At 64.2% G+C, this 22,604-nt stretch carries 20 protein-coding genes and 1 tRNA gene; 15 read left to right on the forward strand and 6 right to left on the reverse strand.

Annotated elements, in window-relative coordinates:
• The first annotated feature begins 66 nt into the window (after positions 1–66).
• The 10 genes from rsmB (at position 67) to CIC12_RS10325 (ending at position 9,396) form a co-directional block, all read left to right on the forward strand.
• Positions 67–1,506 (forward strand): 16S rRNA (cytosine(967)-C(5))-methyltransferase RsmB, encoded by a 1,440-nt coding sequence (gene rsmB, locus CIC12_RS10280; RefSeq protein WP_168664020.1) that lies wholly within the window; start codon positions 67–69, stop codon positions 1,504–1,506.
• Positions 1,503–2,102, forward strand: coding sequence for a DUF4390 domain-containing protein (locus tag CIC12_RS10285; protein ID WP_121319170.1), 600 nt, complete (start codon positions 1,503–1,505; stop codon positions 2,100–2,102). Before rsmB ends, CIC12_RS10285 begins: the two co-directional genes overlap by 4 nt.
• Complete coding sequence (locus CIC12_RS10290) at positions 2,092–4,509, forward strand: ATP-binding protein (RefSeq protein ID WP_168664021.1); 2,418 nt, start codon at positions 2,092–2,094, stop codon at positions 4,507–4,509. The genes CIC12_RS10285 and CIC12_RS10290 overlap by 11 nt, the downstream gene beginning before the upstream one ends.
• The gene (gene esaR, locus CIC12_RS10295) at positions 4,510–5,199 is read left to right on the forward strand and encodes a response regulator transcription factor EsaR (RefSeq protein WP_168664022.1); all 690 of its coding nucleotides are present in this window, start codon (positions 4,510–4,512) and stop codon (positions 5,197–5,199) included.
• A 108-nt stretch (positions 5,200–5,307) separates the two neighbouring features.
• Positions 5,308–5,383, forward strand: a tRNA-Phe gene (locus CIC12_RS10300).
• A gap of 383 nt (positions 5,384–5,766) precedes the next feature.
• Positions 5,767–6,501 carry a 7-cyano-7-deazaguanine synthase QueC gene (queC, locus tag CIC12_RS10305; protein ID WP_168664023.1) on the forward strand — a complete coding sequence of 245 codons (735 nt, stop codon included), beginning with the start codon at positions 5,767–5,769 and terminating at the stop codon, positions 6,499–6,501.
• Positions 6,502–6,568: 67 nt separating this feature from the next.
• Positions 6,569–7,201, forward strand: coding sequence for a 7-carboxy-7-deazaguanine synthase (queE, locus tag CIC12_RS10310; protein ID WP_168664024.1), 633 nt, complete (start codon positions 6,569–6,571; stop codon positions 7,199–7,201).
• Between the two features lie 9 nt (positions 7,202–7,210).
• On the forward strand, positions 7,211–7,654 hold the full coding sequence (gene queD, locus CIC12_RS10315; protein WP_121319172.1) for a 6-carboxytetrahydropterin synthase QueD: 444 nt from the start codon (positions 7,211–7,213) through the stop codon (positions 7,652–7,654).
• Positions 7,655–7,903: 249 nt separating this feature from the next.
• Entirely contained in the window at positions 7,904–8,686 is a 783-nt protein-coding gene (locus CIC12_RS10320; protein WP_168664026.1) for an HpcH/HpaI aldolase family protein, read from the forward strand.
• Positions 8,683–9,396, forward strand: a complete 714-nt coding sequence (locus tag CIC12_RS10325) for a tetratricopeptide repeat protein (protein WP_168664027.1) — start codon at positions 8,683–8,685, stop codon at positions 9,394–9,396. Before CIC12_RS10320 ends, CIC12_RS10325 begins: the two co-directional genes overlap by 4 nt.
• A gap of 118 nt (positions 9,397–9,514) precedes the next feature.
• On the opposite strand, the gene rodA is transcribed toward CIC12_RS10325, so the two are convergent.
• The 5 genes from rodA to CIC12_RS10350 all read right to left on the reverse strand — a co-directional run bounded on the left by rodA (position 9,515) and on the right by CIC12_RS10350 (position 15,986).
• Positions 9,515–10,663, reverse strand: coding sequence for a rod shape-determining protein RodA (rodA, locus tag CIC12_RS10330; RefSeq protein WP_168664028.1), 1,149 nt, complete (start codon positions 10,661–10,663; stop codon positions 9,515–9,517).
• Between the two features lie 10 nt (positions 10,664–10,673).
• Positions 10,674–13,007: a penicillin-binding protein 2 gene (mrdA, locus tag CIC12_RS10335; RefSeq protein WP_168664029.1), complete on the reverse strand. Its 2,334-nt coding sequence runs from the start codon at positions 13,005–13,007 to the stop codon at positions 10,674–10,676.
• A 145-nt stretch (positions 13,008–13,152) separates the two neighbouring features.
• On the reverse strand, positions 13,153–13,665 hold the full coding sequence (mreD, locus tag CIC12_RS10340) for a rod shape-determining protein MreD (protein ID WP_168664030.1): 513 nt from the start codon (positions 13,663–13,665) through the stop codon (positions 13,153–13,155).
• Positions 13,662–14,780, reverse strand: coding sequence for a rod shape-determining protein MreC (gene mreC, locus CIC12_RS10345; protein WP_168664031.1), 1,119 nt, complete (start codon positions 14,778–14,780; stop codon positions 13,662–13,664). The genes mreD and mreC overlap by 4 nt, the downstream gene beginning before the upstream one ends.
• A 162-nt stretch (positions 14,781–14,942) precedes the next feature.
• Entirely contained in the window at positions 14,943–15,986 is a 1,044-nt protein-coding gene (locus CIC12_RS10350; RefSeq protein WP_004189550.1) for a rod shape-determining protein, read from the reverse strand.
• A gap of 379 nt (positions 15,987–16,365) precedes the next feature.
• Between CIC12_RS10350 and gatC the strand changes: the two genes are divergently transcribed.
• The 5 genes from gatC to CIC12_RS10375 all read left to right on the forward strand — a co-directional run bounded on the left by gatC (position 16,366) and on the right by CIC12_RS10375 (position 21,603).
• The gene (gene gatC, locus CIC12_RS10355) at positions 16,366–16,665 is read left to right on the forward strand and encodes an Asp-tRNA(Asn)/Glu-tRNA(Gln) amidotransferase subunit GatC (protein WP_074762686.1); all 300 of its coding nucleotides are present in this window, start codon (positions 16,366–16,368) and stop codon (positions 16,663–16,665) included.
• A 163-nt stretch (positions 16,666–16,828) separates the two neighbouring features.
• Positions 16,829–18,316 carry an Asp-tRNA(Asn)/Glu-tRNA(Gln) amidotransferase subunit GatA gene (gene gatA, locus CIC12_RS10360; protein WP_168664032.1) on the forward strand — a complete coding sequence of 496 codons (1,488 nt, stop codon included), beginning with the start codon at positions 16,829–16,831 and terminating at the stop codon, positions 18,314–18,316.
• A 5-nt stretch (positions 18,317–18,321) separates the two neighbouring features.
• Positions 18,322–19,797, forward strand: coding sequence for an Asp-tRNA(Asn)/Glu-tRNA(Gln) amidotransferase subunit GatB (gatB, locus tag CIC12_RS10365; RefSeq protein ID WP_168664033.1), 1,476 nt, complete (start codon positions 18,322–18,324; stop codon positions 19,795–19,797).
• Positions 19,798–19,932: 135 nt separating this feature from the next.
• The gene (locus tag CIC12_RS10370; RefSeq protein WP_168664034.1) at positions 19,933–20,772 is read left to right on the forward strand and encodes a PPK2 family polyphosphate kinase; all 840 of its coding nucleotides are present in this window, start codon (positions 19,933–19,935) and stop codon (positions 20,770–20,772) included.
• A gap of 51 nt (positions 20,773–20,823) precedes the next feature.
• On the forward strand, positions 20,824–21,603 hold the full coding sequence (locus CIC12_RS10375) for an exodeoxyribonuclease III (protein ID WP_168664035.1): 780 nt from the start codon (positions 20,824–20,826) through the stop codon (positions 21,601–21,603).
• Positions 21,604–21,638: 35 nt separating this feature from the next.
• On the opposite strand, the gene CIC12_RS10380 is transcribed toward CIC12_RS10375, so the two are convergent.
• Positions 21,639–22,604 (reverse strand): M48 family metallopeptidase (locus CIC12_RS10380; RefSeq protein ID WP_238812507.1); only part of this gene is annotated, 966 nt, incomplete at its 5' end.

Raw genomic sequence — 22,604 nt, forward strand, 5'->3', positions numbered from 1 at the left:
CGACGCCACGCTACAATGTGTGCTGATTGCGCCGCGCGCACCGCGCGGCCTGCCTTTGCCTCTTTCATGACATCAAAGCCTTCTTCGCGTTCTGCTTCTCCGTCGGCACGTCCGCGCGAATCCCGTTTGTCGATATTGCATCTCGCGCCCGAATCGCTGGGTTTCGCGCTCGACTGCGCCGCCCAGGCTGTCGGCGCCGTGCGTCTCGGCGCGGCCTTGCCGGCCGCGCTGCAATCCGTCTTCGTGTCCGCGCCCGAGGGCAACGCCGCCGCCGCGCGCGGCGCGGTGCAGGACATCGCGTACCGCACGATGCGGCGTCTCGCGACCGCCGAATGGCTGATCGCGAAGCTGGTGAAGAAAGCGCCGCCGCCGCATGTCGGCCATGTGCTCGCCTGCTCGCTCGCGCTGTTGGTCGATGATGAAGTGAGCGCCGCCTACGCGCCGTTCACCGTGGTCGATCAGGCGGTGAGCGCAATCGCTGCGCGTCGCGAATTCGCGTTCGCGAAGGGGCTGGTCAACGCGGTGCTGCGCAATTTCCTGCGCGAGCGCGAGGCACTGCTGAGCGCCGCGCAAGCCGACGAAGTCGCACGTTGGAACTATCCGGCCTGGTGGATCGACGCCGTCAGGCGCGCATGGCCCGACGGGTGGCAAGCGGTGCTCGCGACCGGCAACACGCAAGGCCCGCTCACGCTGCGCGTGAACGCGCGCCGCTCGACGGTCGACGCCTACCTGCAAGTGCTGCAGAGCCATCACATCGCCGCGAGCCGGGCCGGCGACTACGCCGTCAGGCTCGACACGCCGATGCCGGTGGACCGCATCCCCGGTTTCAACGATGGCGTCGTCTCGGTGCAGGACGCCGGCGCGCAACTCGCGGCACAACTGCTCGGCGTGCGTGACGGCATGCGCGTGCTCGACGCGTGCGCGGCGCCAGGCGGCAAGACCGGCCACCTGCTCGAACTCGCGAATCTGCAGCTCGTGGCGCTCGAAAGCGATGCGTCGCGCGCGCGCCGCATCGGCGAAAACCTGCTGCGGCTCAAGCTCGAAGCGGAAGTGCGCATCGGCGATGCGGGCACGCCCGCGAAGTGGCACGACGATATCGACCAGCCGTTCGACCGCATCCTTGCCGACGTGCCGTGTTCTGCATCGGGCATCGTGCGGCGTCATCCGGACATTCGCTGGCTGCGCCGCGCGTCCGATATTCCCGCACTGGTCGCAGAACAGCGCCGCATCCTCGATGCGCTCTGGCCGCTCGTGAAGCCAGGCGGCGAGTTGCTCTACGTTACGTGTTCGATCTTTCCCGAAGAAGGCGAATTGCAGGCGCAGTGGTTTGGAAACAAGTATCAGGATGCGGTACGATTGGACGCGCCAGGGCAACTTTTACCTTCAGTCGCCCGCGCGCCCGCCGATACCTCGGCCGGTTCCCATGCCGGACAATCCGCTGAAGACAGCGCCGGCGCGAACTCAGACCACGACGGATTCTTCTACGCGCGCTTTCAGAAACGGTGACCATCAAACGCTTCTTCCCGCTTCGGCTCGCTGCCGTGCTCTGGATCGCGCTGGCCGTATGGCTTGCAGCGCCGGGCGCGGCGCACGCTGATTCGATCGCGGTGCAGCGCGCATCGCTGCAAGCCGACAGCAGTGGTTGGAGTCTCGACGCGCGTTTCGACTTTGAGCTCAACAGCAATCTCGAAGACGCCGTCAATAAAGGCATTCCGCTCTATTTCACGACCGACTTCGAACTGAGCCGGCCGCGCTGGTACTGGTTCGACGAGCAGCCCGTGAGCGTGTCGCAGAGCATTCGCCTGTCGTTCCAGCCGCTGACGCGCGAATACCGGGTCTCGAGCGTGTCGTCCGGCGGGTTGCAGCTCGCCTTCAGCACGCTCAAGGATGCGCTCGCCGTGATCAAGCACGTCACGTCATGGCATGTGATCGAGCGCAATCAGGTGCGGGTCGGCGAGACGTACAACGCGTCGGTGCGCATGCAGCTCGACATCGCGCTGATGCCCAAGCCGTTCCAGATCGACGCGGTGAACAACCGCGACTGGAACCTCGCCTCCGAATGGAAGCGCTTTACCTTCACGGCGACCGAACGTGCTAAATAAAGTGCGCTCAACCACCAGTGTCAGCAGCATCGTCGTGCGCGTGCTGGTGTCGACGGTCGCGGTGACGGCCGTGCTGCTGCTCGTGCTGCTGGCGGCCGCGAGCGCGAATACCGAATTCTTCGACCGCTATTACCAGTGGCTGTACGGCGCCAATGTCGCGGTCGCGATGATCTTCCTGCTGGTGGTGGCGGCGCTCGTCATCATCATCATCGTGCGGCTGCGCAAGGGTAAGTTCGGCACGCGGCTACTCGCGAAACTTGCGTTCTTCATGGCGTTGGTCGGCGTGGTGCCGGGCGGGATCATTTACGTGGTCTCGTATCAGTTCGTGTCGCGCAGTATCGAATCGTGGTTCGACGTCAATGTCGAAACCGCGCTCACGGCCGGTCTGAATCTCGGGCGCGGCATGCTCGACGCGTCGCTGTCTGACCTGCAGACCAAGGGCCGCCTCATGTCCGAGCAGATCGCCAGCGCAGACGCCGCCGGCACCACGCTCACGCTGTTGCGTCTGCGCGATCAGTTCGGCGTGCAGGACGCGATCATCGTCGAGCCCACGCGCAGCATGTCGGGCGCGACACCCGACATGCATGTGGTTGCGCAGGCCTCCGGCAATTACGCGATGCTCGTGTCGAACGACCTGCCCACGCCGCTGATGATCGAACAGGCGCGCGGCCGCGGCTACGCGGCGATCGAAGGCGAAGTGGACGGCGATCCGCAAGCGCATGGCAGCAAGGGCGTGCTGCGCCTGCGCGTCGTGCAGCGCATCCCCGACTCGAACGCTTCGCTGTTGCAGCCGGCCGAACGCTTCCTGCAACTCACGCAGCCGGTATCGCCGTCGCTCGCGCGTAACGCGGACGCGGTGCAGCGCGCTTATCGCGAGTACCAGGAGAAGGCGCTCGGCCGCACGGGCTTGCGCAAGATGTACATCGGCACGCTGACGCTCGCGCTGTTTCTCGCCACCTTCATCGCGATGATGCTGGCGCTCGCGCTCGGCAATCAGCTGGCGCGGCCGCTGTTCCTGCTCGCGCAGGGCACCAAGGAAATCACCGAAGGCGATTACACGCCGAAGCGCGAAATCAAATCGCGCGATGAGCTGGGCTTTCTCACACAGTCGTTCAACGCGATGACGCGGCAGTTGTCCGAAGCGCGCGCGGCGGTCGAGAATAACCGCATCGCGCTCGAACATTCGAAGGCGTATCTGGAAAGCATCCTCGCGAATCTGACCGCGGGTGTGTTCGTGTTCGACCGGCAGTTCAGGCTCACCACCGCGAATCGTGGCGCCGAGCGGATTTTCCGTCAGCCGTTCCAGACCGTGCTCGGTTCGTCGCTCGATCAGATCGGCGCGTTGAGCGAATTCGGCGGCATGGTCCGCAAGGCGTTTGCCGATCGCGAAGCGGCAAGCGGCGACGGTCACGACGATCGCGGCCACTGGCAGCAGCAGTTCTCGATTCAGGTGCCGGGCGAAACCGAACCGCTCACGCTGCTCGTGCGTGGCGCGCGCCTCGTCTCCGCGACGGACCGCGATGCCGAAGACATGCAGACCTCCGGCTACGTGGTGGTGTTCGACGATATCTCCGACGTGATCTCCGCGCAGCGTTCGATTGCATGGGGTGAAGTCGCGCGACGGCTCGCGCATGAGATCAAGAATCCGCTCACGCCGATCCAGCTCTCCGCCGAGCGTTTGCAGATGAAGCTCGCCGACAAGCTGTCACCGTCCGACGCCGACGTGTTGAAGCGCGGCGCGACCACCATCGTCAACCAGGTCGCCGCGATGAAACAGATGGTCGACAATTTCCGCGACTACGCGCGCACGCCCCCGGCCGTGCTCGCGCATCTGCAGTTAAACGATCTGGTCAGCGAAGTGCTCACGCTGTACGGTATCGAAGAAGGCAAGGGCGCGATCCAGGTGGAGCTCGCCGCATTGCCCGCGATTCGCGGCGACGCGACGCAATTGCGCCAGGTGATTCACAACCTGCTGCAGAACGCGCAGGATGCGGTAGCCGATGTCGAGCATCCGCGTGTGTTGCTCGAGACGAGGACAGTAGAATACGGAGACCCCGACACAGAAGGCAAAGTACGTGTCGCGGTGCGCCTGACAGTGTCGGATAACGGACCGGGGTTCCCCGCGCGCATCCTCACGCGCGCATTCGAACCTTATGTCACGACCAAGGCCAAAGGTACGGGTCTGGGTCTTGCAATGGTCAAGAAGATCGTCGACGAGCATGGCGCGCGCATCGACATTCGCAATCGCATGAAAGCAGGCGACGTGATCGAAGGCGCGCAGATTTCGATCCTCTTCCTTCAACTGGCGGACGATGCCGCGGCACCTGGTACAGGGCCGCGACCGGCGCACGGCAGCGGTGCGTCGCAGGGAAAGACAAAAGCAACAGTGCAGACAAGGGCAGCGTAAATGGCAACCATCCTGGTGGTAGATGATGAAATGGGCATCCGGGAATTGCTCTCGGAGATCCTGAGCGACGAGGGGCATGTCGTAGAGGCCGCTGAAAATGCGCAGGAAGCGCGCGAGTTCCGTTTGCGCCAGGCGCCGGACCTCGTGCTGCTCGACATCTGGATGCCCGACACCGACGGCGTCACCTTGCTCAAGGAATGGGCGGCACAAGGGCAACTGACCATGCCGGTGATCATGATGTCCGGTCACGCAACTATCGATACGGCAGTCGAAGCAACCAAGATCGGCGCGCTCAATTTCCTTGAGAAGCCGATTGCGCTGCAGAAGCTGCTGAAGGCCGTCGAGCAGGGTCTCGCGCGCGGCAATTCGGCCGGAGTGCCCGGCGGTGCAGCGGCCAAGCCGGTGTTGCCGGTGAGTGCGTCAGCGGTGGCGTCGTCGGCCGCGTTGCCGATGCTGTCCACGGACGGCATGGGCAGCGGCGCGCTGGCCGCGCAAACGGCATCGATCTCGTTCGACATTCCGTTGCGCGATGCGCGCGATGCGTTCGAGCGCGCGTACTTTGAATATCACCTTGCGCGCGAGAACGGCAGCATGACGCGCGTGGCGGAGAAGACCGGTCTGGAGCGCACGCACTTGTATCGCAAGCTCAAGCAGCTCGGCGTCGATCTCGGCAAGAACAAAGGGGAGTGAGGACGCGTGTGAGCGCGGCGTTTCACGCGTTGCTCCCGCCCTCGACGTATTTTTTCACGAAGGGGCTTGTCATACTGAAGACCCCTTGATATCATTTCGTTCTTCGTTGGCCCGGTAGCTCAGTTGGTAGAGCAGCGGATTGAAAATCCGCGTGTCGATGGTTCGATTCCGTCCCAGGCCACCAGGATTCAGCCCCAGGAAATCGCAAGATTCCTGGGGCTTTTCCTTTTCTGACGGGTATTCGTGGCTTCGGCTTGCGCGAACGTTGCGCCAGGGCGCGCTCGGCGGCATTTGGCGTCGCGTGATAAAATCGCGCCAGTTCAAGGACTTGCGCGCAGGCAAATGTGTCGCCTGCGTCGCGCCTGGATGCCGCGCGGCACAGGCCGCCATCCGCACCGAACCCTTCGCCCGACGATTAACGGTATAAGGCCCAGCCACTCTGCGCGCAGAAGGCGCGGCCTATACTGCTTTGAGCCGGCAGCAGTGCTGGCACGCGTCGCGCCGCGTTGCTCGCATGGCGCACCTCGCGCAGCGCGACGCGGCACTCATCATTCACGGAGTTTCACGGTGATCCGCAAAGACGCTAAGCGTAGCGCTCTCGTGCTGTTTTCCGGCGGCCAGGATTCCGCCACGTGCCTGGCTTGGGCGCTCGATCGCTATGAGACGGTCGAAACGCTCGGTTTTGATTACGGTCAGCGCCATCGCGTCGAACTTGAATGCCGCGAGGGGTTCCGTCAGGCTGTCATGCGGACGTTTCCGGCGTGGGCCGAGCGGCTCGGCGAAGACCATATGATCGATCTGTCGGTGCTCGGCTCGATCAGCGATACCGCGATGACGCGCGAGATCGAGATCGAAGCCACGGCCAACGGTTTGCCGAATACGTTTGTGCCGGGCCGCAATCTGATGTTCATGACCATCGCGGCGGCGATTGCTTATCGGCGCGGTTTGCAGGTGCTGGTCGGCGGAATGTGCGAGACGGACTTCTCGGGCTATCCCGATTGCCGCGACGACACGATGAAGGCGCTGCAAGTCGCGCTGAACCTCGGCATGGACACGCGCTTCCTGCTCGAAACGCCGCTGATGTGGCTCGACAAGGCCGACACGTGGCGTCTTGCGCGCGAGCTGGGCGGCGACGAACTGGTCGAACTGGTGCGCATCGAAACGCACACCTGCTACGTCGGCGAGCGCGCCGAACTGCATTCGTGGGGCTTCGGCTGTGGCGAATGCCCGGCATGCCGGTTGCGCAAGCGCGGTTACGAAGCGTACCTGGCCGGCGAAAAGGTCACGGAGTCGCCATTCTGACAGCCGGCGCAGCACGAAACAGCGCAATGCAGCCCATCATTTTCAGGAACACAAGGCAGAAAGCAGCATGACTTACGCGGTCAAGGAAATCTTCTACACGTTGCAGGGCGAGGGCGCGAATGCCGGGCGTCCGGCCGTGTTCTGCCGGTTTGCCGGCTGCAATCTGTGGTCGGGCCGCGAGGAAGATCGTGCGCAAGCCGTGTGCCGTTTCTGCGATACCGATTTCGTCGGCACCGATGGCGAGAACGGCGGCAAGTACCGCAGCGCCGAAGACCTGGTGCAGATGGTCGCGTCGCAATGGCCGCAAGGCGAGGGCGAGCGTTTCGTGGTCTGCACGGGCGGCGAGCCGATGTTGCAGATCGATCAGCCGCTGGTCGACGCGCTGCACGCCGCGGGCTTTGAGATCGCGATCGAAACCAACGGCTCGCTGCCGGTGCTCGAGACAATCGACTGGATCTGCGTGAGCCCGAAGGCCGACGCGCCGCTCGTCGTAACCAAAGGCAACGAACTGAAGGTCGTGATCCCGCAAGACAACCAACGCTTGTCCGACTATGCGAAGCTCGACTTCGAGTATTTCCTCGTCCAGCCGATGGACGGCCCGTCGCGCGACATCAACACCAAACTCGCGATCGAGTGGTGCAAACGCCATCCGCAATGGCGCCTGTCGATGCAGACCCACAAGTATCTGAACATTCCCTGATTTGCCGTGCTGACGATTACCCGAAAACTCGAATTCGACGCGGGTCACCGCATCCCCGATCACCGCAGCCAGTGCCGTAATCTGCACGGCCATCGCTATGTGCTCGAAATCACGCTGCAAGGCGATCTGGTCGACACCGAAGGCGCGCCCGATCGCGGCATGGTGATGGACTTCGCCGACGTGAAATCGCTTGCCAACGAGCATCTGGTCGACAGGTGGGATCATGCGTTCCTCGTCTACGAAGGTGACACGCAAGTGCGCGGCTTTCTGGAAAGCATGGCGGGCCACAAGACGGTAGTGCTCGACCGCATTCCAACCGTGGAAAACCTCGCCGCTGTCGCGTTCGATATTCTCGCGAACGTGTACGACGCGCACTACGGCGTGAATCTGCGCCTGCACAAGGTGCGTCTGTACGAGACGCCGAATTGCTGGGCCGACGTGGTCCGCGACTAGACCTCACGGCGCAGTTGCGCGCCCATAGAAAGTCCCCTTCGAGGACGGCCTGACCTCCGCGTTATTGACACGGTATGATCGCTCCGATAACCACACGGAGCGAGACATGCCGGTCACCGCATTGCGTCGCAGCAGGCACCCAGGCCGAACCGGCCTGCGCCATCGTCTTTGTTCTTGCCGGCCCCACCAGGCCGTCCTGTTTTCCCGCGTTTCAGGCGATCCGTGCGATCGCCCTCACGGAGCGCGGCAATGAGCACTTTCACCAATCCCCTCAAGCAACGTCTGGCGCAAGCCGATCCGCTGTTCGGCCTGTGGCTGTCGCTCGGCAGCGACGCCGCCGCCGAAGCGCTCGCGCACGCCGGTTTCGACTGGCTGCTGATCGACATGGAGCACGCGCCGAACGACAGCGGCGACGTCGCCTCGCAACTGCGCGCGATTGCTGCCGCGCATCTGCCGAGCGAGCCGGTGGTGCGCGTGCCCGCCAGCGAAGGCTGGCTCGTCAAGCGTGTGCTGGATGCCGGTGCGCGCACGCTGATGTTCCCCAACATCGAATCCGCCGACGACGCGGCCTACGCCGTGCGTCTCACGCAATATCCGACCGCCGAGGCGCTCGACGGCCAGCGCGGCGTCGCCGGGGTGGTGCGCGCGTCGGGCTACGGCATGCGGCGCGACTACGTGCAGACGGCCAACGCGCAGATCGCGACCATCGTGCAGATCGAGTCGGCGCGCGGCTTGGCGGAGGTTGAGAAAATCGCGGCGACGCCAGGTGTGGACTGCCTGTTTGTCGGACCGGCAGATCTGGCCGCGAGCCTCGGCCATCTCGGTGATTCGAAGCATGCCGACGTGCAGGCGGCGATGGCACGGATCGTCAGCGCCGCCGACAAAGCCGGCATCGCGGCCGGCATTTTCGCGATGGACGTCGCGAGCGCGAAGCAGCATCGCGATGCGGGGTTTCGTTTCATCGCGCTGGCCGCCGACGTCATGTGGATGTTGCGCGCGACCCGTCAGGCGTTGCAGGAGGTGAGGTCATGAAGCGCAGGGTGCAGGGAGTCGTCGCGCAGGCAGTGGTCACGGCGGCGTTGCTGATGAGCGGCGTGGCGAGCGGGGTCGCCTATGCGCAAGACCGGGTCGCGAAGTCGAACGATCCGGAGACGCAAACCGCGGTGGCCGACTACAACGCCGGCAACCTTGGCGCGGCGCTTGCCGAGTTTCGCAAGGCCGCCGAGCGCGGCAGTCGGCTCGCCGAATTCAATTACGCGATGATGCTGCTCAACGGTGAAGGCACCCCGGTCAATGTCGACGAAGGCAAAAGGTGGCTGCGCAAGGCCGCCGACGCCAACATGTCGCACGCGCAATACGTGTACGGCAAGATGTACGACGATGGCGAGTTCGTCGGGCGCGATCCGGTCGAGGCGCACCGCTGGTTTCTGAAGGCCGCGCAACAGGGCCACGTGCAGGCTGAGCTCGCATTGGCCAACCAGTTTCTCGACGGGCGCGGCACCGAGCGCGACAACAAGCAGGCGTTCGTCTGGTACAAGAAGGCGGCGCAGGGTGGCGACATGACCGCGCAATACGTGACCGGCTCGTTCTACGAACGCGGCGGCGACGGCGTGGACAAGAATCTGAACGTTGCGCGCGCCTACTATGCGGCAGCGGCGGCGCAGGGCGATCCGGCGGCGCGTCTGAAGTATCAGCAGCTCAGCGCGCAGTTGCGGGATCAGAAAGAAGTGAAGCCGCAGTAAATGAAAGAGGGGCGCTGCCGTGAACGGTGCGCCCCTCAAGCACTTTGATCCTTCGTTCAGGCCAGCCCCCCAGCCAGCGTCAATCTTCGACCATCGCCGCGTGGCCTCCCGCGCTGCGCTAGCTCTGCATCAGCCGCTTCTGGCGCGCGACGCTCATGATGAGGCCGATCGCGACCCCCAGCGTCGTCAGCGCGGTGCCGCCGTAGCTCATGAACGGCAAAGGCACGCCGACCACCGGCAAGATCCCGCTCACCATACCGATATTGACGAATGCGTAGGTGAAGAAGGCCATCGTCAACGATCCGGCCAGTAGCCGCCCGAACAGCGTCGCGCCGTTCGCCGCGATATACAGCCCGCGCGCGATCAGCAGCATGTAAAGCGTGAGCAGCACAATTCCGCCGGCCAGACCGAACTCTTCGGAGAACACCGCGAAGATGAAGTCGGTATGTTTCTCGGGGATGAACTCCAGATGCGCTTGCGTGCCCTTCAGCCAGCCTTTGCCGAGCGGGCCGCCGGAGCCGATCGCGATCACCGCCTGAATGGTGTGGAAGCCCTTGCCGAGCGGATCGGAGGTTGGATCGAGCAGGGTACAGATGCGGTGCTTCTGATAGTCGTGCATCAGCGGCCACTGCACCTCCGGCTGACAGATCTTGTCCTGAAACGCCGCAATCGAAGCGACCGCGATCACGCCGGCAATCAGCACCGGCCCGATCAGCTTGAAGCTCAGGCCCGCGAAGTAAATCACGAAGAAGCCCGCCGCGAACACCAGCACGGCCGTTCCCAGATCGGGCTGCTTGGCGATCAGACCGACCGGCACCGCGAGGATCAGAAGCCCCACCAGATAGTCGTACCAACGCATCACGCCTTCGCGGCGCTGGTAGTACCAGGCGAGCATCAGCGGTGTGGCGATCTTCAGGATCTCCGATGGCTGGACCACCACGCCGACATTGATCCAGCGCTTCGCGCCCTTGCGCGTGAGGCCAAACATCGCCACCGCGACCAGTAACGCGATCCCGAACGTATAGAGCGGGACCGCGAAGCGCATCAGCGTGGTGGGCGGCACATTGGCGAGCCCCCACATCAGCACGAACGTCAGCAGGATGTTGCGCAACTGGTCTTCCACACGGCCGGGGACGTCCAGACTCGCGCTGTACAGCGTGACGATGCCGACGCACAACAGCAGGAACACGATCAGGGCGAGCGGGCGGTCGAAGCCCGCGAACATCTGCTTGATGCGGTCGAGCCAGGCGCGCTTGTCGAATTGCATGCCTTTCTCCTTACTCGTCGATGCCGCCGGTAACCGGCTGGCGTGGCGACGTGGCCTCGTTGGCGTCATCCCGCGACGGGGCGGGGCGCGTTACGGCGGTCGGCGTCGGGTCGCTGGCAGGACGGGGTTGATGCGGAGCGCCGGATTTGCGCGGCGCTGGTTTCTTTGCGGCGGCGGACGCGGAGGCGGGCACCGCCGCCGACGCACCTGCCGCCGCTGCGGCGGAAGCCGCTGCCGGCGCGGACGCGGCATTCGCCGCAGCAGAAGACGCCGCAGCCGCAGAGGCTGCCGCCGCTGCCGAAGCCGCTCCGGGCATTGGCAACGCGGTGAAGCCTGCGGCGATTCTGACCGGCTGCGCGCCTTCCTGCGGTGTGGGCGCGTCGCCGACCTGCGGCGCGGACGCGTCCTGGGTCGCCGATGCCGCTGCCGCGACGGCCGCCGCCTCGGCGCCCGGCTTGTTCTTGCCGACGAGGTAGTAATCGAGCACCTTGCGCGCAATCGGACCCGCTGACTCCGCACCCCAGCCGCCGTTTTCGACGATCAATGCGAGCGCGATCTTCGGCTGCTCGGCCGGCGCGAACGCGATGAACAACGCGTGGTCGCGCAGATGCTCTGCGATCGCGTGACCCTTGTAGTTCGCGCCCTGCAACGAATAGACCTGCGCCGTGCCCGTCTTGCCGGCCGCCTGATACTGCGCGCCGATGAACAGTTTGGACGCCGTACCGTTGGTCACGACGCCTTCCATGGCGCGCTTGATGATGTCGATGTCCGACTGCTTCACCGCGATCTTGTCGCTCGGATCACGCACCACCGCGCGGGTGTCCTTCGTGATCGGATTTTCAATGTCGCGCACGAGGTGCGGCTTCATCACGACGCCGTTGTTCGCGAGCGTCGCGGTGGCGTGCGCGAGCTGCAGAATGGTGAACGAGTTGTAGCCCTGACCGATGCCGAGGCTGATGGTCTCGCCTTCATACCAGCGTTGCTGTTCGGGCTTACGGTACGCCTTGCGCTTCCATTCCGTCGACGGCAGGATACCGCGCGCCTCACCCGAGATGTCGATGCCCGTGATCTGGCCGAAACCCCACGGCTTCATGAAGTTGGCGATGTTGTTGACGCCGAGGTCGTGCGCGAGCATGTAGAAATACGTGTCGTTCGACACGACGATCGCGCGGTTCATGTCGACCCAGCCTTGGCCCGAGCGCACGTCGTTGCGGAATGTGTGGCCACCGAACGTATACGAGCCCGGATCCTGGAAGCCCCAGCCCGGCGTACGCTTGTGCAGCGTCAGCGCGGCGAGCGCCATGAACGGCTTGTAGGTCGAGCCGGGCGGGTAGGTGCCGTGCAGCGGCCGGTTCAGGAGCGGATGGTCCGGCGAGTTATTCAGCTCGTCCCAGGTTTGCTGGTCGATGCCGTCGACGAAGGAATTCGGGTCGAAGCTCGGCGCCGACACGAACGCGAGCACGTCGCCGGTTGCCGGCTCGATGGCGACCAGCGCGCCGCGGCGGCCGGCGAACGCCTGCTCGGCGACCTGCTGCAGGCCGATATCGAGCGACAGCACGAGGTTGTTGCCGGGCGTCGCCTGGGTGCGCGACAGCGTGCGCACCGGCCGGCCGCCGGCCGTCACTTCCACTTCCTCGAAGCCGGTCTGGCCGTGCAGTTCGGTCTCGTAGCTCTGCTCGACGCCGATCTTGCCGATGTAGTCGGTGCCCTTGTAGTTGTTTGCGTCCAGACGCGGATCGTAGTGGTCCGGATCGCTGTCGTTCTGATCGCTGGCGTCGTCGATACGGTCCTGGTCGCGCTGCGAAATCCGGCCGATGTAGCCGATCACGTGCGCCGCGGTCGCCCCGAGCGGGTACTGGCGGAACAGGCGCGCGCGCACTTCGACGCCGGGGAAGCGGAAGCGCTGCGCGGTGAAGCGCGCGACTTCGTCGTCGGTCAGGCGGGTGCGGATCGGTAGGCTTTCGAAGTTCTTCGAGTCTTCCTGCAGCTTCTTGAAGCGGCGGCGGTCACGGGCATCGATCGACACCACCGTGGCCAGACTGTCGATCACGTTTTCGAGCGAGTCGTTCAGCTTCGACGGCGTGATCTCGAGCGTATAGGCCGAGTAGTTCTTGGCGAGCACCACGCCGTTGCGATCCGTGATGATGCCGCGGTTCGGCACGATCGGCGCGACGGAGATGCGGTTCTCATCGGCCTGCAGCGAGTATTTGCTGTAGTGCCAGACCTGCAGGAACAGGAAACGGAAGCCGATCAGCCCGAAGCAGACGAACACGAACAGGCCCGCCGCCGCGACGCGCAGGCGGAATTTCGAGAGCTGTTGCTGAGTGTCCTTGAATTCGGTCATGCGATTCTGCAAAAGGCCGGACGACGGCCATCATGAGTGTGCGCCTGATCCGGCCGGAACCGGAAGGCATGAACAGCGATGTGCGTCGGGCGGGCCGGCGGATGAGTTCCATCGGAACGGAACGGCCGGCGAGACCGATGCGGGATCAAATGGGCCGCGTATCGTCCGGATCGGCCGGGCGGCGTTGCGGCATCAATAAGAGCACGCTGGCGATCGGCCACAGCGCGGCTTCGACGAAACCGTCGATCAGGTAACCCCAGCCCGGAAACGCCGCGCCCGTCAGCAAACGGATCACGAACGGCACCAGCTGCGCGGCGACCAGCAGCGGCATCACCGCGAAGGTCTGCACGCCGAGCGACATCCAGAGCACGCGACGGTGGATCGTGATCGCCCCGTACGACAACAGCGTGTACGCCAGCGCGTGCTCGCCGAGCAGGCTGGCGTTGTGCACGTCCATCAGCAAACCCAGGAAAAACGCGATGCCCATGCCGACTTTGCGCGGCTGGTGCACGTTCCAGAACAGCAGCACGAGCGCGACGAAGTCAGGCACGCCGACGAGGCGCCCCCATGGCATCAGGTTCAGCAGGAACGCCGCAGCGAGGCTGAAGGCGATGAAGTACGGATTGACCGGCTGCAGGATGTATTGCGGACGGTTCATGGCTTGGCTCCCGACGCGGCTTGTGGCTTCGCGCTCTTCTCGGGGACCGGTTTCTTTTCTGCGGCGGCGGACTTCTTTTCCGCGGCGGCCGGTTTGGCCGGCGTTTTTTCGACAGGCTTCGCGGTGGATTTCTCAGTCACGGCCTTCTCGGCCGCTTTTTCCCCCGGCCTGGTCGCAAATTTGTCGGCTGCGCCCTTGCCGTCCACCGATTTGGCACCCTTCTTCTTCGCTTCCTTCGCGGTGGTGGCCGCGTCGGGTTCTTCGGACGGACGCGGCGGCACGTCGTTGACGTAGTGCAGCACGAGCAGTTGACGCGCGCCGCGCACCGGCGCGACCGGCACGCAGACCACGCGCGCGAACGCCGTGTCGGCCTGCTTGTCGACCCGCACGACCTTCGCGACCGGCAGTCCCGGCGGATACAGCCCGTCGAGCCCGCTGGTGACGAGTTCGTCGCCGGTTTGAACGTCGGCGCTGATCGGCACGAAGCGCAGGTCGAGCGTGTCGCCCTTCGGCGTACCGTAGATCACGCTGCGCAAGCCGGTGCGCACGATCTGCACCGGCACCGCCTGATCCTTGTCGGTGAGCAGCGTGACTTCGGCCTGCAACGGGAACACGCGCGTCACCTGACCGATCACGCCATCTTCGTTGACGACCGGCGAACCGTTCTGGATGCCCTGTTGCGCGCCGCGCCCGATAACCACCTTCTGTGTGAACGGATCGCGCGTGTCGTACTGGATTTCAGCCGGCAGCGATTGCGTGGTCGCGCGCTGCGACAGTTGCAGCAGCGCACGCAAATGGGCGTTTTCTGCGGCGAGTTCGGCCGCCGTATTCGCTTGCTGCGAAAGTTGCAGGTCTTTCGTGTGCAGTTTGTCGTTCTCGCTGCGCAGTGTGGCGCTGGTCACGGCGAGATCGGCAGCGCCCATGAAGATGTCTCGCGGCACCAGAGCCGCGCGTTGCAACGGATAAAGACCCGCGCCGAGCACGCCGCGAACGATTTCGAGCGTCTGGAAGCGTGCATCGGAGATCAGCAGGGCTAGCGCCAGCACGACGAAAAATAGCAGTCGTGCCAGTGCGGAAGGGCCTTGCTTGAACAGGGGCGGCGGACTGTATTCCATGGTCGGCGCCGGGGGCGTGAACAGTTGGGTGAGACGGCGGCGCGCGACGGACGCGCGCTCAGCGCGCGGCGGCTGGTTGGCGCAGCCGGTGACGAACAACGCAAACCGGCCCGCAAGGGGCCGTGTGCCAGATCCGCGCTACTGACATGGAGAGGGGCTCGCTTACTCGTACGAGAAGATGCTACCGAGCTTGTCCATGCGTTCGAGCGCCATGCCCGAGCCGCGCACGACGCAGGTCAGCGGGTCTTCGGCGACGAGCACCGGCAGGCCGGTTTCTTCGGCGAGCAGGCGGTCCAGATCGCGCAGCAATGCGCCACCGCCCGTGAGCATCATGCCGCGTTCGGCGATGTCGGCGCCGAGTTCGGGCGGCGTTTGTTCCAGCGCGATCTTCACCGACGACACGATCTGGTTCAGCGGATCGGTGAGGGCTTCGAGAATTTCGTTGCTGGAAATCGTGAAGCTGCGCGGAATGCCTTCCGACAGATTGCGGCCCTTCACTTCCATTTCCTTGACCTCGGAACCCGGGAATGCGGAGCCGATTTCCTTCTTGATCGCTTCGGCGGTTTGCTCGCCGATCAGCATGCCGTAGTTGCGGCGGATGTAGTTGACGATCGCTTCGTCGAACTTGTCGCCGCCTACGCGCACCGAGCCCTTGTACACGATGCCGCCGAGCGAGATCACGCCGACTTCAGTCGTGCCGCCGCCGATGTCGACGACCATCGAGCCGGTCGCTTCCGACACCGGCAGGCCGGCGCCGATTGCGGCGGCCATCGGTTCTTCGATGAGATAAACCTGCGACGCGCCCGCGCCGTGCGCCGCTTCCTTGATTGCGCGGCGCTCGACCTGGGTCGAACCGCACGGCACGCAGATGATGATGCGCGGCGACGGCGAGAACATACGCGATTCGTGAGCTGTCTTGATGAACTGCTTGATCATCTGCTCGGTGACGGTGAAGTCGGCTATCACGCCGTCTTTCATCGGGCGGATCGCCTCGATGTTGCCCGGCACCTTGCCGAGCATCTGCTTGGCTTCCTTACCGACTGCCTGGATGGTCTTCTTGCCGTTGGGACCGCCTTCCTGGCGGATCGAAACCACCGACGGTTCGTCCAGCACGATGCCTTTGCCACGCATGTAGATGAGCGTATTGGCGGTGCCGAGGTCAATTGCCAGATCGTTGGAGAAGTAGCTGCGAAGAAAACCGAACATTCAAAATCCTGTCTCGCTGGGGGCCGGGCCTCGCAACGTTTGCGTAGGGCGGCAGCGGAAAAATAACAGCTTCAACCGGGCGGACACTACGCCACTTGAGCTTGAAACTGCGAGGGAGTCTACCGGAGGCCGTTGCGAAGCCAAATCAGAAAAATCCGAACGATCTTTGGGAAATGTTCAGAAAGGACTTGGTAAGTCGGTCCGGGTTTGGGTCGAACGCGTAATGATACCTTATAATTTTGGATGTTTTGAAGGAAACGGAGGGCACTTTTTGCCCCCGCCGACCCCCTTTTTCGGGGTTGTCCTATTGCCTCGTAACTTGCTGTTGCAGCGTCGTTTTCTTCGTGCTGCAACGTCCACCACAATTTCCGGTGACTGCATGGCTCTGACCCTGACCGATGTTAAACGGATCGCGCATCTCGCGCGGCTCGAACTGGCCGACGCCGACGCTGAGCACACGCGTGCCCAGCTGAATGATTTTTTCGGCCTTGTCGAGCAGATGCAGGCGGTCGATACCACCGGCATCGCCCCGCTTGCCCACCCGATCGAGCAGATCGAAGACGTCGCGCTGCGCCTGCGTAACGACGCCGTGACCGAAACGGTCGAACGCGAAGCCTTCCAGCGCCCGGCGCCGGCCGTTCAGGACGGCTTGTACCTCGTGCCGAAGGTGATTGAGTAAGCCCCGCGCTGCAAGCCCGGCGTGGCTTGCCAGCCTGCGGCGTGCCACGCCGCACGAGCGGCGCGCGCCCACCGCGGGCTTCCTCGGCCCGGTTTGCCGGCGGGCAGCCGGACGCCTCCACGGCAGCGCGACCGCGCTGCCGCGCTTTCCAGGATAAAACGCAATGCATGAAAAAAGTCTGACCGAACTGCGCGCCGCATTGGCGGCCAAGGAATGCTCCGCAGTCGAACTGGCGCAGCTGTACCTGAAGCGGATCGACGCGGCCAATGGCCTGAACGCGTTCATCCAGGTCGATCACGAATTGACGCTCGCGCAGGCGAAAGCCGCCGACGCGCTGCTCCACACCGGCCACGCCGGCCCGCTGGTCGGTCTGCCGATCGCGCATAAGGACGTGTTCGTCACCAAGGGCTGGCGCTCCACCGCCGGCTCGAAGATGCTGGCGAACTACGAAAGCCCGTTCGATGCCACCGTGGTCGCGCGTCTGCAGAACGCCGGCATGGTATGCGTGGGCAAGACCAACATGGACGAGTTCGCGATGGGCTCGTCCAATGAGAATTCGTACTTTGGCCCCGTGCAGAATCCGTGGGACCGCAAGTCGGTACCCGGCGGTTCGTCGGGCGGCTCGGCGGCGGCGGTGGCCGCGCGTCTCGCGCCCGCCGCGACCGGCACCGACACCGGCGGCTCGATCCGTCAGCCGGCGTCGTTCTCCGGCATCACCGGCATCAAGCCGACCTATGGCCGTGTGTCGCGCTACGGCATGATCGCGTTCGCCTCGTCGCTGGATCAGGGCGGCCCGATGGCGAAGAGCGCCGCGGACTGCGCGACGCTGCTCAACGCGATGGCCGGCTTCGACGAGCGGGATTCCACGAGCCTCGTGCGCGACGACGAAGACTACGCGCGCTATCTCGGCAAGCCGTGGCAGGACAGCGGCGCGGCCAAGCCGCTCGCCGGCCTGCGCATCGGTCTGCCGAAAGAGTACTTCGGCGCGGGTCTCGCCGAGGACGTGCGCGCATCGATCGACGCCGCCCTGAAGCAGTACGAAGCGCTCGGCGCCACGCTCGTCGACGTCTCGCTGCCGAAAACCGAACTGTCGATTCCGGTGTACTACGTGATCGCGCCGGCCGAGGCGTCGTCGAACCTGTCGCGCTTCGACGGCGTGCGCTTCGGCCATCGCGCCGCTCAATACCGCGATCTGCTCGACATGTACAAGAAGTCGCGCGCCGAAGGTTTCGGCCCGGAAGTGAAGCGCCGCATCATGGTCGGCGCATACGTGCTGTCGCACGGCTATTACGACGCGTACTACCTGCAGGCGCAGAAGATCCGCCGCATCATCGCGCAGGACTTCCAGGAAGCGTTCAAGCAGTGCGACGTGATCATGGGACCGGTCGCGCCGTCGGTGGCGTGGGATCTCGGCGCGAAGGGCGACGATCCGGTGCAGATGTATCTGGCCGACATCTACACACTGTCGGTGAGCCTCGCCGGTTTGCCGGGCATGAGCGTGCCGTGCGGCTTCGGCGCGGGCGCGAATGCGCAGCGTCCGGTGGGCCTGCAGATCATCGGCAACTATTTCAACGAAGCCCGGATGCTGCAAGTGGCCGACGCGTTCCAGCGCGCGACCGACTGGCACCGCAAAGCACCGGCAGGAGTGTGAGCACCATGACCAAACAATGGGAAGTCGTGATCGGTCTGGAGACCCACGCGCAACTGTCGACTCAATCGAAAATTTTCTCGGGCGCGGCCACGCAGTTCGGCGCGGCGCCGAACACGCAGGCTTGCCCCGTCGATCTGGCGTTGCCGGGCACGCTGCCGGTGATGAACCGCGGCGCCGTCGAACGCGCAATCCAGTTCGGTCTCGCGATCGGCGCGACGGTGGCCCCGCGCAGCATCTTCGCGCGCAAGAATTATTTCTACCCCGATCTGCCGAAGGGCTATCAGATCAGCCAGTACGAAATCCCCGTGGTGCAGGGCGGCCAGGTGACGATTCAGGTGCCTGCCAATGAGAAGGCGGGCAAGGAAGCGTACGAGAAGATCGTCAACCTCACGCGCGCCCATCTGGAAGAAGACGCGGGCAAGTCGCTGCACGAAGACTTCGCGGGCATGACCGGCATCGATCTGAATCGCGCGGGCACGCCGCTGCTGGAAATCGTCACCGAGCCGGAAATGCGCAGCGCGGCCGAAGCGGTCGCGTATGCGAAGACACTGCACACACTCGTCACGTGGCTCGGCATCTGCGACGGCAACATGCAGGAAGGCTCGTTCCGCTGTGACGCGAACGTGTCGGTGCGCCCGGTCGGTCAGGCGGAATTCGGCACGCGCGCCGAGATCAAGAACCTGAACTCGTTCCGCTTCCTCGAAGAAGCGATCCAGTACGAAGTGCGCCGTCAGATCGAGTTGATCGAAGACGGCGGCACGGTGGTGCAGGAAACGCGTCTGTACGATCCGGACAAGCGCGAAACGCGCTCGATGCGCAGCAAGGAAGACGCGCACGATTACCGCTATTTCCCCGACCCCGATCTGATGCCGCTCGTGATCGACGCGGCGTGGGTCGAGCGCGTGAAAGGCCAGATGCCGGAGCTGCCGGAAGCGATCCAGCAGCGCTTCGTGTCGCAATACGGCCTCACACCCTACGACGCCAACGTGCTGACGTCGAGCAAGGCGATGGCCGAGTATTACGAAGCGGTGGTCGTCAAGGTCGGCCCGGCCAACGCGAAGGTCGCGGCGAACTGGCTGATGGGCGAAGTGTCGTCGCAACTGAATCGCGAAGGGCTGGAAATCGACGCGTCGCCGGTGTCATCCGCGCAACTCGCGCTGCTGCTGCAACGCATTGCCGACGGCACGATCTCGAATAAGATCGCGAAGGAAATTTTCCTCGCGATCTGGGAAGAGAAGGCCACCGACGAAGCCGCCGCCGATCGCATCATCGAAGCGAAGGGCCTCAAGCAGATTTCGGATACCGGCGCGCTGGAAGCGATCATCGACGAAGTGCTCGCCGCGAACCAGAAGTCGGTCGAGGAATTCCGCGCCGGCAAGGAAAAGGCGTTCAATGCGCTGATCGGTCAGGCGATGAAGGCGACCAAGGGCAAGGCCAATCCGGCACAGGTGAACGAACTGCTGAAGAAGAAGCTGTCCTGAGTTGAAGAAGCGCGGTTCGGGCGTTTTCGCCGGGACCATCACGGGCTGTTGCCGGAAACGAAAGTGGGGCAACGGCCCGTTTCATTTTGCTGGCGCGTTTTTCGAACCGCTGAACGCAGATCACGGAGTGTGTGGATGGCAAAGCAACCCGAACTCGACGATTTCCGCGTGCCGTATTTCGACGACGGCAAGAAAAAATCCCGATTCTCGCTGGACGATTTCGACACGGCTGCGAAGCCATTTTCAACCGGCTCGAAAGATGCGGACCGCGAGCGGCTCGCCGAGATCGGTACGCAACTCCAGATCCGGCAGGAGTGCCTGCACGCGCAGCAGAAGCGTCGCGTGTTGCTGGTGCTGCAAGGCATGGACACGAGCGGCAAGGACGGCACGATCCGCGCGGTATTTCACGAGGTCGACCCGCTCGGTTTGCGCATCGTGCCGTTCAAGGCGCCGACGCCGGTGGAACTGGCGCACGATTTTCTCTGGCGCGTGCATGCGCAGGCGCCCGCCGCCGGCGAGCTGACGATCTTCAACCGCAGTCACTACGAAGACCTGCTGGTGCCCACCGTACGCCGCGAACTGGATGAGCAGGCGTTCGAGCAACGCTGCTGCCACATTCGCCAGTTCGAGGAGATGCTTGCGTATAGCGGCACGACTATCGTCAAGTGCATGCTGCACATTTCGAAAGACGAGCAGCGCCAGCGTCTGCAGGCGCGTATCGACGACCCGAGCAAGCACTGGAAATTCGACGTGGCCGATCTCGACGCGCGCAAGCAGTGGGACGCGTATCAGTCGGCGTATCGCGACGCGCTGGCCGCGACGTCGACCGACTACGCGCCGTGGTACGTCATCCCCGCCGACTCGAAGACGCATCGCAATGTGATGGTCGCCGAGTTGCTGCTGCGTGCGCTGGAAGCGCTGAAGCTCGAATACCCGCCTCCCAAAGAATCCCTGAAGGGCATCAAGGTCGAGTGAGACCGGCTGCGCCCTTCGGCTCCAGAAACGAATCGAACATAAAGGAACGACATGTTGCGTGTGATTACCGCCAACCTGAACGGCATCCGCTCCGCGGCGAAGAAAGGCTTTTTCGAATGGTTCGGCGAGCAGAACGCCGACGTCTTGTGCGTGCAGGAAATCAAATGCTCGCAGGACGACATGACGCCGGAATTCATGGCGCCGCACGATTTCACCGGCTATTTTCAGCATGCGGTGAAGAAGGGCTATAGCGGCGCGGGCGTGTACACGCGTCACGAACCGGACGAAGTGGTGATCGGCTTCGGCAGCGAGGAGTTCGATCCGGAAGGGCGCTATGTCGAACTGCGCTTCGGCAAGCTGTCGGTGATTTCGGTGTATGTGCCGTCGGGCTCGAGCGGCGACGAGCGCCAGCAGGCCAAGTACCGCTTCATGGACGAGTTCATGCCGCATCTCGCCGGACTCGCGAAAGAGCGCGAAGTGATCGTGTGCGGCGACGTGAACATCGTCCACAAGGAAATCGACATCAAGAACTGGAAGAGCAACCAGAAGAACTCGGGCTGTCTGCCGGAAGAGCGCGCGTGGCTGACCCAACTGTTCGACGAAGTGGGTTACGTCGATGTGTTCCGCACGCTCGACCAGCGGCCGGAGCAGTACACGTGGTGGAGCAATCGCGGGCAGGCATACGCGAAGAACGTCGGGTGGCGGATCGATTATCAGATCGCGACGCCGGGCATCGCCGGCAAGGCGAAGCGCACCGACGTGTTCCGCGATATCAAGTTCAGCGACCATGCGCCGCTGACCGTCGACTACGATCACGAGCTCAAGAAGTAAGCAGCGCCCGGCCCGCGTCGCTCAATGCCGGCCCGTCAATCGCGGATCGGCTTGCGGCGCGGACGGCCCATGCCCGCGTAATCCGGCAGCGCGTCCACGCTCTTGCCGATCGCCTTCGCATAGAGCGGCAGCATGTCCGGCAAGCGCTTGATGATGTCCTGACGACGCGCCGGCGTGTACGGATGCACGTAGATGAAGCCGCGCTCGCGATCGCCGCGCGTTGCTTGCGCGAGGGTGTCCCACAGCGTGACCGCCGCGCGCGGATCGAAACCGGCGCGAGAGGCGATGTCGCTGCCGATCACGTCGGCTTCGGTTTCGTCGGTGCTTTCGTACTTCATTTCCAGCAGGCGCGAGCCGATCCCGAGGGGCGCAGCGCCGAGGTCGGCCAGCCCGAATAGCTGTGGGATCGTGCCGGTCGAATCGAGCTGGCTCGCCTGGAGCTGGCCGAGCCGTTCGCGTGCATGCTCGCGCAGCGCGTGCGCGATCTCGTGGCCGATCAGCATGCCGAGTTCGTTGTCGTTCAGACGCACGCGGTCGAGCAGCCCGCCGTAGACGACGATCTTGCCGCCCGGCAGACAATACATGCGGATATCGGGCGAGCGCACCACCGCCACATCCCACTTCCAGTTTTTGGCCCGCTCGTTCCATTTGAGCGAGTACGGAATCATTCTTTCGACGATCGACCGCACGCGGGTCACGCGCGCATCGGCGTCGCCGTACAGGCGGTTGGCGTGCTCGGCGCCGTACGCGATCTGGCCGAACTCTTCGGCGGCTTGCGCCTCGAGCATCGGCGACGGAATCAGGTTGCGGAACACCATGTAGCCGCCGAAGCGCAACTGGGTGTTCGGGGTGTACGAGGGCGGCGACGCGGGCGGCGCGGCAGTCGCCGCAGGCGTTTTCGCGGTGACGGGCGGTTGAGCCGGCGGTGTCGCGGAGCTCGGTGCGGTGGTGGCGGGCGTGCTGCCGGTGTTCGGGCTGCTCGTCGCGTTGTTCGCGCCCGG

Source organism: Paraburkholderia sp. SG-MS1 (assembly GCF_012275575.1).
Taxonomy (GTDB): domain Bacteria; phylum Pseudomonadota; class Gammaproteobacteria; order Burkholderiales; family Burkholderiaceae; genus Paraburkholderia.

Excerpts from the sequence above, each read along its gene's own strand:
- CIC12_RS10375 (WP_168664035.1), top strand. The coding sequence starts at position 20,824 with ATGTTGCGTGTGATTACCGCCAACCTGAACGGCATCCGCTCCGCGGCG.
- CIC12_RS10320 (WP_168664026.1), top strand. The coding sequence starts at position 7,904 with ATGAGCACTTTCACCAATCCCCTCAAGCAACGTCTGGCGCAAGCCGAT.
- CIC12_RS10325 (WP_168664027.1), top strand. The coding sequence starts at position 8,683 with ATGAAGCGCAGGGTGCAGGGAGTCGTCGCGCAGGCAGTGGTCACGGCG.
- esaR (WP_168664022.1), top strand. The coding sequence starts at position 4,510 with ATGGCAACCATCCTGGTGGTAGATGATGAAATGGGCATCCGGGAATTG.
- mreD (WP_168664030.1), bottom strand. The coding sequence starts at position 13,665 with ATGAACCGTCCGCAATACATCCTGCAGCCGGTCAATCCGTACTTCATC.
- rsmB (WP_168664020.1), top strand. The coding sequence starts at position 67 with ATGACATCAAAGCCTTCTTCGCGTTCTGCTTCTCCGTCGGCACGTCCG.
- CIC12_RS10350 (WP_004189550.1), bottom strand. The coding sequence starts at position 15,986 with ATGTTCGGTTTTCTTCGCAGCTACTTCTCCAACGATCTGGCAATTGAC.
- mrdA (WP_168664029.1), bottom strand. The coding sequence starts at position 13,007 with ATGACCGAATTCAAGGACACTCAGCAACAGCTCTCGAAATTCCGCCTG.
- gatB (WP_168664033.1), top strand. The coding sequence starts at position 18,322 with ATGACCAAACAATGGGAAGTCGTGATCGGTCTGGAGACCCACGCGCAA.
- queE (WP_168664024.1), top strand. The coding sequence starts at position 6,569 with ATGACTTACGCGGTCAAGGAAATCTTCTACACGTTGCAGGGCGAGGGC.
- gatC (WP_074762686.1), top strand. The coding sequence starts at position 16,366 with ATGGCTCTGACCCTGACCGATGTTAAACGGATCGCGCATCTCGCGCGG.
- gatA (WP_168664032.1), top strand. The coding sequence starts at position 16,829 with ATGCATGAAAAAAGTCTGACCGAACTGCGCGCCGCATTGGCGGCCAAG.
- mreC (WP_168664031.1), bottom strand. The coding sequence starts at position 14,780 with ATGGAATACAGTCCGCCGCCCCTGTTCAAGCAAGGCCCTTCCGCACTG.
- rodA (WP_168664028.1), bottom strand. The coding sequence starts at position 10,663 with ATGCAATTCGACAAGCGCGCCTGGCTCGACCGCATCAAGCAGATGTTC.
- CIC12_RS10370 (WP_168664034.1), top strand. The coding sequence starts at position 19,933 with ATGGCAAAGCAACCCGAACTCGACGATTTCCGCGTGCCGTATTTCGAC.